Raw genomic sequence first — 11,143 nt, 5'->3', positions numbered from 1 at the left:
ATGTCCTACAAGATTAAATTAATTATAAAAGGGAAATGATTATTCCGCCTGGAGGAGTTATCTTTCCTTGTGGGAAATAAATTTTCCCTTTCTGTCACTCAGTTCATTAATTAATTAACCGATGCCCAATCGTCTTTTCATCGTAATGGCTTTTACTGTGGCGGTTTGCCTTTTCCCATTTGGCAGCCTGATTAACGCGGATGCCTGGTCAGGGCGCCATCAACCCTCAGCCGGGATAAATTGTTGCCGCCAGCATGGTTTGCTACAGTAGCGGGAATTTCAGAGGAAACGTCCATGCCACGCGATAACCGCCTGTCCCGCTCGCTGCACGCGCTCATTCATCTTGATCGTCACGTTAAACGCGCTACTTCCGATGCCATGGCAAAAATGCTCGGCACCAACCCGGTGGTGGTGCGTCGCATGATGTCAGGGCTGCGTGAAAAGGGGTATCTGGTGTCGGAAAAGGGGCACGGCGGCGGCTGGGAGCTGCGCGCGGACCTGCGCGATATCACGCTGCTGGATGTGTACCAGGCCATCGGCTCACCGGCGCTGTTCAGCATTGGCCCGGCGGCCGATCCTTCGCCCTGCCTGGTGGAACATGCGGTAGACGCCCGGCTCGACCAGGCGCTGGGTGAAGCCGAAGCGTTACTGCTGCAGCGCTTTAGCCAGATTACCGTGGCGGACATCGCCGAAGATTACCTGCAAAAAATGGCCAGCCTCGGGCTGGATCCGCACACCTTTCCGCGCTGCAGCGACTAACCCGCGCGGCCGTTAATCCTGCTTCTGCAATTTGATCTGCGCGTCATGCTTCATCACATGCGTGGTGACGGCGGCCTGAAACACTTTAAACATCATACCGCTGACAAACGTGGTCAGCGTCAGCGTGATGAAGGCTGTCATGAACCAGTCGACCAGCGGCCAACCGCTGTTCAGCAGCGTTGGGTGGTAAATCAGCATCGCGGCAAACACCACCCAATGGCTCAGGCAATAGAAACAGTGAAACAGATGACCGAGCAAGGCGTGTTTGCGTGCGGTCCAGGCGCGCAAACCGGCAAACAGTTCGGTCTGCGTCATGGTCATCGCGATGCTGGCTGAGGCTAGCGCAATCGCCAGGCACACACCCGTGTCAGAGAGTAAAAAGGCATGCATAGATTTTCTCCTTTGTGACGATTGGCGCAGCGGAAAGAACGGCGGCTTATCCGTCATGTAACTTACAATATTACATGATGTGCGCTGGCGCAACAGCGTCTTCTCCTCGCCAGAGTAGTGATATGTAAATTGGCGAGTTATCGCTATTTATTGGCTTTATGCGCAAACACAGCCAGTCGTCCTGTTTTTACAATGTCGCAGATTGAGTCGCACCACGGCATCAGGAGGAGAGGATGGATATTCACGCAGCCTTTATGCATCAGCTGATGATGTGGATAGAGGCGAATATTGAACAAAAGCTCATGCTGGAGACGGTCGCGCGGCGGGCCGGTTATTCGCAGTGGCATTTGCAGCGGCTGTTCCGCAGCTATACTGGCGTGGCGCTGGGAGCCTATATCCGTGAACGGAAGCTAACGGCTTCCGTCATCACCCTGCTCAGCAGTAACACGTCGCTGATGCAGATTGCGCTGCAGTTTGGCTTCGATTCACAGCAAACCTACTGCCGCACCTTTCGGCGCATGTTTGACCTGCCGCCGGGCGCTTTTCGCCGCAAATACCGGCACAGCCTGCCACCGATTGACGGTCCGGCTAGCCTGCTGATGCTGCATTCGCAGAGTCGGCTGGCGTCGTAAAGTATTTGCCTGGCGTTGAGCCGAAGGCGGCGCGAAACGCGCTGATATAGCTGCTGACGCTGTCGAAGCCCACCTGCCAGGCAACCTGCTGCACACTGTGGCCTGCCGCCAGCCCTTCCAGCGATTTCAGCAGGCGCGACACCTGACGATATTTACTCAGGCTCATGCCAACCGCGCTGGACCAGTGGCGACTCAGGCTGCGCGCGCTCAGACCAGCCCACTGCGCCAGCTCCGGCCCGGTGCGTGTATCAGCCGGATCGTCCATCAGCAGGCGTGCAATCTGCCGCAGCCGCGGCTCATCCGGCAGCGGCAGGGTGAGTTCCTGCGGCGTGGATTCGTACAGTTCATCAAGAAACACCTGACCCAGCCGGGTATAGCGCGCGCTGCTCCACAGTTCAGGCTCCAGCACCGCCAGCCGTTCTGCCAGCGGCTCCAGCACGGTCGGGCAGGAGAGCAGCACCGGCCGATCCGGCAACGGCGCAGCCAGCGCTTCGTCAATCAGTACCGTCCAGCCCAGCACGCGCCCCGGCCCGACAAGGGCATGGTCAAACCACGGCGGAATCCAGCCGACCAGCCGCGGCGGGTTAGCAAAAATGCCCGACGAGGTGTTCACCGTCATCAATCCCTGGCGCAGACAAAACAGCTGACCGGCGGCATGACGATGCGTGCGTCGCTCGCGATCCAGCTCCTTCGACAGTGACACGGCAATGACTTTGGGCGCATCCGGTCGCATCAGCCGCTGGCGCAGCTCTTCCTTACGCGGATCGCCAGAGAACGGAAGGTTGTCGGATGGATGGATGAGCATGGCTGGGCCTGAGTGGTGAGTGGCGGAAGATCACCGATGTAGGGTGATGTTTTTAAATTATGAATTTAAGAGATTCATAGCTACTGGTTTTGACCGGAGAGTTGAACCTGATACAAGAACCGGGCAGCTCTCACATTCATACTACCGATCAAGTCATTCAGCACAAGCCGGTTTACTGAATCTGGCAGCAGATCGCAGCAATAACTAAAAACCTGAAAAATTATGAGCGTTCCGAGCAAAGACAGTGTTGCCCTTTTGGTCTGATGACTTTATGAATTTGAGGGTGGTGATTCCGGTTTCATTTATGCTTAATTGATACCGGATTTGCAGGCAGCACATCAAACTTGAGTTTCGTGCAAGTTTTTTAATGATTCATATCTAACGAGTCTGAGTGAGAGCGTATAAGCCAGAAGCTACTTTAAATCCTCAGGCTTGGTTGTTAATATCAAAACTTATTAATTCATTGATTTATATGACGAAGAGTGGATTGATGTATTTTTTATTTTATAAATTGAGATGGGTATTGGAGCCATGCCACTTTGTATTCATATTTCAATCAAACTGGCGTGGCATACCTGGATTTCATGTGGCTTTTCATCATTGGATTGTGATATATTTGATTCGGAACAGGATGTCTAATCGGGATGATTTATATGAACGAATATGAGAAAAAGCTGTTTGATAATGGTTTCACTACTAAAGATATCGGCAAGCTCAGGAGTATCGTAAAAAAGGATGAGTCCCAATCTGATACCCTTAAAACTCTGGTTATTGATTTAAGCAAACGTTTTTGGGGAGGTGTTATCGGAGTATCTATATTGATCCTCATAGGATTATATGGTGCCCTTAATGCCGATAAATCAGATTTCCTCTCTTATGTGATTGTCCTTGGCTTCGCTTTTTTGATTATCTATTTCGTTACTCCATTGAGATTATCCTGGAAAGCCTATAGGTTTATTAAGAAGAACGATAATAGTTAATTATTTGCAAGGTTGTTTTGCATTTGATAAAGATTAAAACCTATTCCAGTCCCTTTGATCGCCGCTCCTGCACTTTTTATAGCAAGGGCGGGCTTGCTCATAGTCTGAACTTTGCGATAATAATCAGCAGGAAGATATTTAAATAATCTCCAGGCTTCCGGCTTTAATGTAAGTTTGAAAATACCATAATAAGAGGTGGTTAAATCAACTACCTGATATGCAAGTAATCCCAGCCTTTGGTCAAATCCAAAAAACTCAGCTATATCCTCATATGCGTCTCTGACCGGATTTGAAGGGTTAGGTACACCTCTCAGCTTTCCAATTCCTTCAATACCTGAACCTACACCATTCATAATGAGTTTTGAACCGGCGATTACGCCTAACACATTGCCTGTTGCTGCAGACCCGACTAATACACCCGCCCCTGCCACAATTTATAAGCCACTTAGGACAACGCTTATACCGTCAATTGAATCGCCACGGATAATCTAGACACTTCTGAGTCGTTGATAATATAGGTTTTCATATTCAGCCGGTGGCATCTGCTCGCTCGAACCATGCCGACGCTTACTGTTATAAAACATTTCGATATAATCAAAAATATCGCTTCTGGCTTCGTCTCTCGTTCCGTAGATCCTTTCTTAATTCGTTCGCGTTTCAGTAACTGGAAAAAGCTTTCCGCAACCGCGTTGTCATGGCAGTTACCGCGACGACTGATGCTGCCTTTCAGACCGTGTGATTTCAGGAACGACTGCCACTCATGGCTCGTGTACTGACCGCCCTGATCAGAGTAAACCAGTACCTGCTTTTGAGGATTACGCCTCCACACCGCCATAAGTAATGCGTTCAGGACAATCTCTTTTGTCATGCGGGGTTGCATTGACCAGCCGATAACTTTTCGTGAGAACAGGTCAACCACCACGGCCAGATACTGCCAGCCTTCGTGGGTTCGGATGTAGGTTATGTCCGTCACCCAACGCTCATCCGGTGAGTCCGGATTGAACTGCCGCTGGAGCCTGTTGGGTGTCACGATGCTGGCTTCACCTTTACGTGCCCGTGGGCTACGGTACCCAACATGAGCTTTTATTCAGGCACGCTTCATCAGCCGCCAGACCCGATTCACTCCGCACTGCTGTCCGGTATCACGCAGATCGGGATGGATCTTGCGATAACCATAGACACAGCCAGACTCAAGCCAGAACTGTTTGATCTGCCCGGTCAGCATCTGGTCTGTCTGGTGACGCTGTGAATGTGGCTGCTGAAGCCAGAAATAAAATCCCCTCGGATGGACATCCAGAACCCGACAGAGCAAACGAACAGGCCAGCAACGGCGGTGGTCGCGGATAAAGGCGTACCTCAGTCGGACAGCTTTGCGAAGTACGCCGCGGCTTTTTTTAATATGTCCCGTTCGTCTGTAACCCGCTTCAACTCTTTCTGAAGGCGGCGGATCTCGGCCTGAGCATCTAACTGTTCTTTATTAGTGGAAGAATCCGGACCGTACTTCTTTATCCAGGCGTAAAGACTGTGAGTGGTGATACCAAGACGTGTTGCAACACTGGAAACAGAATGACCACGATCAACAACCTGTCTGACTGCTTCAATTTTAAACTCTTCAGGATAACGCTTATCGCTCATGGGCACCTCTCTTTAAGTCATCTTAAATGACTCTGAGGTATCTGTTAAACCTGTGGCGATTAAGAAGTATTCTACAACCGGGCCCGACGCCATAGCCATCTTGATGGCGTTAGTCCTGAGGAGAGGACATGTCCACGGCCATGAAGTCAGTCCACTTAACACCACCTGTATATCTAAAACGATCTAATGTTGTTAACGATCAAAAAAATTGCCAGTATCCCTAAAAAAGTTGGTAAACCTGCCGATGAACTGACAACCTATGTCAGCATTTCACATATAATCCATGTCAGGAAAACAGAAAAGTAGGTGCTTATGGCCGATTCAGCAAGGAGTTGCTCAGCGGGACGTTTAGTCGATATTCTGATAGAACTACAAACTTGTGGCGCTGTGAATCGCTATCAGTTGATGAGGAAATTTAATATTACTGAACGAACGGTCTATCGTGATCTTAATATGCTTTCCTCATTTATAGAGGGGTGTGGTGGTGGAGAGTATCGATTGATACCTATTCGAGCTCAGAATAATCGCTACGATGCTCTTCATTACCCACTGGCTAAGTTGCTGGACGCCGACGCGGTTTTTCCTGACAGAGATGAGGATTTTTGGCTTAGCTTAGAGAAAAGAGTTGCAGAACAGCATGTTAGAGTTCATTTTGGTCGCCCTGAACATTCAGTCAGAAATGATTTGCGAAAGTATTTTAACTTATTAGAAAAAGCGATTCAGAAAAACAGCATCTGTCATATTGTATATAAAGACAAAACGCGCACCGTTCATCCTTATAAATTAGTTAACCAGAAAAATATTTGGTATCTGCTGGCGACTGAGGACGGAAAACTAAAGTCTTTTTCGTTAAGTAAAATTCGGTGGTTGGATATCCGGAAAGAGCATTTTGCTGTAGATACACCCACACTGTCATTAATTGATGAGCATCACGATCCTTGGGTGAGTGAAGAGACGTTTGAGGTGCGGGTGCGTATTAAACACAGTATTGCTGGCTACTTCGCAAGACGAGACTTACTGCCTCAGCAAGAATTGGTTCGCGAAGAGAATGATGGCGTGACTTTGCTTTGCAAGGCAGCACATCAGAATCAAATTATTCCACTAATTCTATTCTGGTTACCGAATATAGAAATTCTGGAACCAGAATGGTTGAAAAAAACGGTCATCAACTTACTGCATAACTACATCACTGTCGATCGCGACTCCGTTCCTGTTCAGGAATGTGATGCGTAGCGGGTAACAACGACTTATTGCAAAGGAGATTATTATCTATGGCATTACCATTCATTATTCTGGGCGTCGCGGCAGCGGCAACGGCGTTTGGCGGTAAAAAAGCTTATGATGGCTACCAGAAAAAATCGGAAGCTGATGATGTATTAGATCGCGCGCAGCGTCGCTTTGATAAGCATAAAGAGAGCTTTGATCTGGTAAATGAAATAACGTCGAAAAAACTGGCCGAACTGGGTGAAAAAGAGCTGGAAATCGGTAGAGATTTCAATGAGTTTAAAACGATTGCCGACGATCTGCTGGCGCGTATGGCGAAAGATGGGCATAAAGATCTTCGGCTGAAGGTACCACAGCATAACATCAATAAAATTCAGAACTTGGCGATTTCCGCCACGGAATACCTGACGACGGTCGTCGGTGCCGGGGTTTCTGGTGCTGCCGCTGGTTTTGCCGTGTACAGCGGCGTGATGGCGTTTGCCGCAGCTTCTACCGGTACGCCGATCGCCGCCCTGTCTGGTGCGGCGGCGTATAACGCCACAATGGCGGCGATTGGTGGTGGTTCCCTGGCCGCAGGTGGTTGGGGGATGGCGGGCGGCGCGATGGTGCTTGGCGGTGCAGTGGTGGCTCCGCTGATTGCTATTGCGGGCTGGGCTTACGATAGCCATGCCGAAAAGGCGCTTAACAATGCTTATCAAAGCTCCCGCGAAGTGACCGCGGCGGTGGAAAAAATGAATGCGGCTGAAGCGCAGCTGACGAAGGTGCAGCAGTATGTAAATAGAATTTATGAATCAATCACCCGTATGCATAGCGTCTTTATTCAGCACTACTTTGAGCCGCTGAAAGCGATGCATGCCATCATTGTTGAACGTCATGAGAAGAATATCACTACCGAGATTAGTGAGTCGGAAGAGATTATGGCGATTATCGACCATGGTTATGAATTAGCCGCCATAATGACCGACGTGATCACCACGCCGTTGTTCAAGCCGGTGACGCAGGAAAACGGTGAAGCCGTTATCGAAGATGGCGTGATCCAACTGCAGACCGACAGCAACGGTATGAACCTGCTGAACAAAGAGATTCTGGACGAAAAACTGGCGGCTTCTGATTCTGAGTTTGACGCATTTTCTTCTCGTATTTAATCGACTCGCCGGGCGAATCTGCCCGGTATTGCTATGGGCGAGCACAATGAACACAGCCAGGTTTGACTGGGGTGAAGAGTTACATCAGACGGTAGTCAAGAGTCTGACTACCTCTTTTGGGTTGGATTTTCTCTTGCTGGAGGATAAACACGGCGGCGATGTGAATACCATTCATAACGCTCGCGAGGGAGTGTATGCCTCCGATGCCGAGCGTCAACGGTACGGGCAACGCGAAGGGTATGATTCTCATCATTACCATAGCCACGAAAACTACATTGCCACCAACCGGGCGGGAAAAAAGGCGCACGAGGCCGGTACGTTGACCGATACCTACACTGGTGAGAAATTTGCGGCTAATGATAAAAAGAATCTCGACCATATTATTGCCGCCCATGAAATTCACAACGATCCAGGGCGTATCCTTGCCGAATGCGATGGTGCCGACCTGGCTAATGATTCATCAAATCTGACCTTTACGAATGAGTCGCTGAATAAGGCGAAGAAGGCGAAAACGATGGATGCCTTCGTGCAAACGCTACAAGAACAGCATGCTGTGACCACGCAGGAAATTGCCCGTTTACGCAGCCAGCCAACGCTTTCCGAGCAAGAGCAAAAACAACTGAATAAGCTGGAAAATAAAGCAGCCGCCGATTTTGAACGGATGAAAGAGGCTGACAAAAAGGCGCGGGAAAAATACAACAGTACGATCAATCAGGAATATTACACCAGCAGCAAGTTTGCGAAGAATGTCGCCACTGCCACAATGAACAATGCATTTCGCATGGGAACGCGGCAGATGTTGGGGCTGGTTCTGGCAGAGACCTGGTTTGAGTTCCGCGAGCGCATTCCCGTGATGTTCGAGAAGCATCGTCGTTCATTCGATGCCGGAGACTTCCTGCAAGATGCGGCGGAGGCATTACGCGCAGTCTGGCAGCGAGTGCAGGGTAAATTCAGCACTTTCCTGACGTCCTTTAAAGACGGTGCCATCGGTGGCGTGCTCTCCAGCGTTACGACGACGCTCTTCAATATCTTTTTTACGACTAAGAAGATGATGGTGCGCCTGATTCGTGAGATGTGGAACAATTTGGTACAGGCCTTTAAAGTTATGGTCTTTAACCCTGAGGGATTAGCGCCGGGGCAGCTAGCTAAAGCGGTGAGCAAGCTGGTGGCTGCGGGTGTGGCCGTGGCTGCTGGTGTGGTGGTTAACGAAGCTTTAGCCAAGATGCTCGTCTTTCCTTTTGGTCCGGAACTGGCGGCTTTCTGCGGCGCGCTGGCGACCGGTCTTCTGACGATGGTGATGAACTACTTCCTTGAACACAGCGCATTGATGAAAAAGGTCTGGGCGTTTCTGGATACGTTTAAAGATAAGTATCAGAAAGCACTAGAGTATTATCAGCAGGTGAATGCTGAACTCGATAGCTATCTACTGGAGCTTTCGGCGTTAGAGTTTGTTATTGATACGTCTGCGTTATCGCGTTTCTCGCTGCATCTTAACGCGGTGAATAGTGAAATTGAGCGCGGTTTGTTGCTGCGTGCGGAGGTTGAGCGCCGTAATATTGCGCTACCGTTTGAAGCAGGGAGTACCCGCTCTGTGCGTAGCTGGTTAAGTAAGCTATGACGCTAACGCCCGCGTTTCCCTGTAACCAGTGCGGCGCTTGTTGTCGCCACGTCAATCGCGCCAGTGAAACGCAATTTCTCGATCGTGGTGACGGCATTTGTCGTCACTATCAGATGGAGACAAAGCTGTGCGCGATTTATGAAACACGTCCGCTTATTTGCCAGGTAGAAAAACAGTATCAGCTTAACTACCAACAGCAATATAGCTGGCAGGAATTCATTACTCTTAATCGTGAAGCTTGTTTAATTCTAGAAAAACTTGAGCAGTAGGATGGACTGATCCCATGACCGTAGTCACGACTAGGCCAGTTTGAAGGCCTTTGGACTGATGCTGCCGTTGTTTTAACCACTTGAACCCGAATCAAAGAGCAGAATCTAAAGTAAATCACTTCGGAGACAAAAAACACCAAATAATAGCCATCTAGATTTATAGATGGCTAACGCATTTTTGTATTTACCCCGCAACACGCCTATTCACTACAGCTTCTCTCATCCTTAGCTCATCAATAAAATCCCCATACCACTGCATCATTTCCCTTCTTCCTTCCAGATATTGCACATGGTTGTAAGTACCACGGATCGCATTCTTATCGACGTGTGAAAGTTGCGTTTCAACCCACGCCGAGTTAAATCCCTGCTCATGCAAAATGGTACTCATGGTGTGACGGAAGCCATGTCCAGTTAGCCTACCTTTATAACCCAGTAGCTCTATTACCTGATTCACACTTTCCTTTGAGATTGGTTTAGTTCGATCATTACGCCCGATAAACACTAATGGATACTGCCCGGTAATCGGTTTAAGCGATTCAAATAGGGCCACTACCTGGTTCGATATTGGAACAATATGGGGTCGCTTCATTTTCATCACCTCGGCAGGTATTTCCCAGGGTCGTTTTTCAAAATCAATATCTTCCCATCGGGAAAAACGTAGCTCCTGAGTTCGTACGCCCGTCAGCATGATGATCTGTGTTGCTGTTTTTGTGATGACACTGCCGGTATAGCCAGAGAGGTCTTTGAGGAAATGCGGGAGCTCCTCTGCAGAGAGGAAAGGAAAATGCGTTTTCTTTGGTGTTGCCAGGGCAGTTGCAAGATCCGGTGCTGGGTTATATTCGGCCCTGCCTGTGACTATTGCATAGCGAAACACTTCACCACAGCGTTGACGAACCTTGCGCATTTTCTCTAACGCCCCGCGCTTTTCCATGCGACGGAGTGCTTCCAGTAATTCCATTGGTTTGATTTCAGCAATAGGGCGCTTATCAATGTAGGGAAAAATATCTTTCTCAAAGGTATCAATGATTTCATCGCGGTAGCGTAATGACCAGCGATCGGCTTTTGAGTGATGTCACTCACGAGCTATAGCTTCGAAGGTGTTCTCAATATTGAGCTTTTGGGCTATTTTCTCCGCTTTTTTTACTTCTGCTGGATCACTTCCTGCAGCTAATGTCTTTTTAGCCGCTTCTCTTCTGTCACGAGCCTCTGCAAGTGATACTTCAGGATAAACACCAAATGCTAAGCGCTTCTCTTTACCGCCGTAGCGATATTTTAGTCTCCAGTAGCGAGAGCCGCTGGTTGCTATCTCAAGATAAAGTCCACCACCGTCTGAGAGCTTGTATGGCTTATCTTTAGGTTTTGCGGTCTCTCCTTGTCGGGCTGTCAGTTTCATTGGGGGCACCTAGAAATAGGGGCATCTTCTATGCCCCAGAACACGCTTGATTCTGATAGACATGAGTTGACCTAAGGAGAGCATAGATGCTTTCAGTTGCAGGTATTATAAGGGATTAATTGACTTAGGGAGAATTTAGAAGAGGCAAATTGGCGGAAGATCACAGGAGTCGAACCTGTCCGGGACCGCTGGCGGCCCCAACCGGATTTGAAATCCGGCCGCCTCACCGGAGACGACGATCTTCCTTTGAAGATGCCGCGCAGTATAGCGGCAATTGGCGGCAAAATCTTGAT

10 protein-coding genes, 1 tRNA gene and 2 pseudogenes are annotated in these 11,143 nt (G+C 49.1%); 7 read left to right on the top strand and 6 right to left on the bottom strand.

Going from position 1 to position 11,143, the window contains the following annotated elements:
- The first annotated feature begins 294 nt into the window (after window positions 1-294).
- The gene (locus tag ERD80_RS06670) at window positions 295-759 is read left to right on the top strand and encodes an Rrf2 family transcriptional regulator (RefSeq protein ID WP_021506875.1); all 465 of its coding nucleotides are present in this window, start codon (window positions 295-297) and stop codon (window positions 757-759) included.
- A 12-nt stretch (window positions 760-771) separates the two neighbouring features.
- On the opposite strand, the gene ERD80_RS06665 is transcribed toward ERD80_RS06670, so the two are convergent.
- Entirely contained in the window at window positions 772-1,149 is a 378-nt protein-coding gene (locus ERD80_RS06665) for a hypothetical protein (RefSeq protein ID WP_059010240.1), read from the bottom strand.
- Window positions 1,150-1,382: 233 nt separating this feature from the next.
- Here ERD80_RS06665 and ERD80_RS06660 point away from each other — a divergent pair, with 233 nt between their 5' ends.
- Window positions 1,383-1,781, top strand: a complete 399-nt coding sequence (locus ERD80_RS06660; RefSeq protein ID WP_058775597.1) for a helix-turn-helix domain-containing protein — start codon at window positions 1,383-1,385, stop codon at window positions 1,779-1,781.
- Here ERD80_RS06660 and ERD80_RS06655 read toward each other — a convergent pair.
- Window positions 1,738-2,586 carry an AraC family transcriptional regulator gene (locus tag ERD80_RS06655; RefSeq protein ID WP_058781886.1) on the bottom strand — a complete coding sequence of 283 codons (849 nt, stop codon included), beginning with the start codon at window positions 2,584-2,586 and terminating at the stop codon, window positions 1,738-1,740. The two genes, ERD80_RS06660 and ERD80_RS06655, sit on opposite strands and share 44 nt — an antisense overlap.
- Before the next feature lie 653 nt (window positions 2,587-3,239).
- On the opposite strand from ERD80_RS06655, the gene ERD80_RS06650 reads away from it, so the two are divergent.
- Entirely contained in the window at window positions 3,240-3,566 is a 327-nt protein-coding gene (locus ERD80_RS06650; protein WP_136546269.1) for a hypothetical protein, read from the top strand.
- Here ERD80_RS06650 and ERD80_RS06645 read toward each other — a convergent pair.
- Together ERD80_RS06645 and ERD80_RS06640 are read right to left on the bottom strand one after the other, a co-directional pair.
- Window positions 3,563-3,997 carry a DUF4225 domain-containing protein gene (locus tag ERD80_RS06645; RefSeq protein ID WP_282183360.1) on the bottom strand — a complete coding sequence of 145 codons (435 nt, stop codon included), beginning with the start codon at window positions 3,995-3,997 and terminating at the stop codon, window positions 3,563-3,565. The two genes, ERD80_RS06650 and ERD80_RS06645, sit on opposite strands and share 4 nt — an antisense overlap.
- A 57-nt stretch (window positions 3,998-4,054) precedes the next feature.
- Window positions 4,055-5,201, bottom strand: a pseudogene (locus ERD80_RS06640) (IS3 family transposase).
- A gap of 312 nt (window positions 5,202-5,513) precedes the next feature.
- On the opposite strand from ERD80_RS06640, the gene ERD80_RS06635 reads away from it, so the two are divergent.
- The 4 genes from ERD80_RS06635 to ERD80_RS06620 are packed head-to-tail and all read left to right on the top strand — an operon-like array spanning window position 5,514 to window position 9,457.
- Window positions 5,514-6,434 (top strand): WYL domain-containing protein, encoded by a 921-nt coding sequence (locus tag ERD80_RS06635; protein WP_136546267.1) that lies wholly within the window; start codon window positions 5,514-5,516, stop codon window positions 6,432-6,434.
- Between the two features lie 38 nt (window positions 6,435-6,472).
- Complete coding sequence (locus ERD80_RS06630; protein WP_136546265.1) at window positions 6,473-7,570, top strand: chemotaxis protein; 1,098 nt, start codon at window positions 6,473-6,475, stop codon at window positions 7,568-7,570.
- Window positions 7,571-7,616: 46 nt separating this feature from the next.
- Window positions 7,617-9,188, top strand: coding sequence for a cobalamin adenosyltransferase (locus ERD80_RS06625; protein WP_136546263.1), 1,572 nt, complete (start codon window positions 7,617-7,619; stop codon window positions 9,186-9,188).
- Window positions 9,185-9,457 (top strand): YkgJ family cysteine cluster protein, encoded by a 273-nt coding sequence (locus ERD80_RS06620; protein ID WP_061353835.1) that lies wholly within the window; start codon window positions 9,185-9,187, stop codon window positions 9,455-9,457. The genes ERD80_RS06625 and ERD80_RS06620 overlap by 4 nt, the downstream gene beginning before the upstream one ends.
- 184 nt (window positions 9,458-9,641) lie before the next feature.
- On the opposite strand, the pseudogene ERD80_RS06615 reads toward ERD80_RS06620, so the two are convergent.
- Together ERD80_RS06615 and ERD80_RS06610 are read right to left on the bottom strand one after the other, a co-directional pair.
- Window positions 9,642-10,850 (bottom strand): annotated as a pseudogene (locus ERD80_RS06615) (integrase arm-type DNA-binding domain-containing protein).
- A 150-nt stretch (window positions 10,851-11,000) separates the two neighbouring features.
- A tRNA-Sec gene (locus ERD80_RS06610) sits at window positions 11,001-11,095 on the bottom strand.
- Window positions 11,096-11,143 lie beyond the last annotated feature (48 nt).

Origin of the sequence: Pantoea sp. R102 (assembly GCF_004916815.1) — a bacterium.
Taxonomy (GTDB): Bacteria; Pseudomonadota; Gammaproteobacteria; order Enterobacterales; family Enterobacteriaceae; genus Pantoea; species Pantoea dispersa.
This window is presented reverse-complemented; position numbering and strand designations above follow the sequence as displayed.

Coding starts and splice junctions, on each gene's coding strand:
- ERD80_RS06670 (WP_021506875.1), top strand. CDS start 295: ATGCCACGCGATAACCGCCTGTCCCGCTCGCTGCACGCGCTCATTCAT.
- ERD80_RS06665 (WP_059010240.1), bottom strand. CDS start 1,149: ATGCATGCCTTTTTACTCTCTGACACGGGTGTGTGCCTGGCGATTGCG.
- ERD80_RS06660 (WP_058775597.1), top strand. CDS start 1,383: ATGGATATTCACGCAGCCTTTATGCATCAGCTGATGATGTGGATAGAG.
- ERD80_RS06655 (WP_058781886.1), bottom strand. CDS start 2,586: ATGCTCATCCATCCATCCGACAACCTTCCGTTCTCTGGCGATCCGCGT.
- ERD80_RS06650 (WP_136546269.1), top strand. CDS start 3,240: ATGAACGAATATGAGAAAAAGCTGTTTGATAATGGTTTCACTACTAAA.
- ERD80_RS06635 (WP_136546267.1), top strand. CDS start 5,514: ATGGCCGATTCAGCAAGGAGTTGCTCAGCGGGACGTTTAGTCGATATT.
- ERD80_RS06630 (WP_136546265.1), top strand. CDS start 6,473: ATGGCATTACCATTCATTATTCTGGGCGTCGCGGCAGCGGCAACGGCG.
- ERD80_RS06625 (WP_136546263.1), top strand. CDS start 7,617: ATGAACACAGCCAGGTTTGACTGGGGTGAAGAGTTACATCAGACGGTA.
- ERD80_RS06620 (WP_061353835.1), top strand. CDS start 9,185: ATGACGCTAACGCCCGCGTTTCCCTGTAACCAGTGCGGCGCTTGTTGT.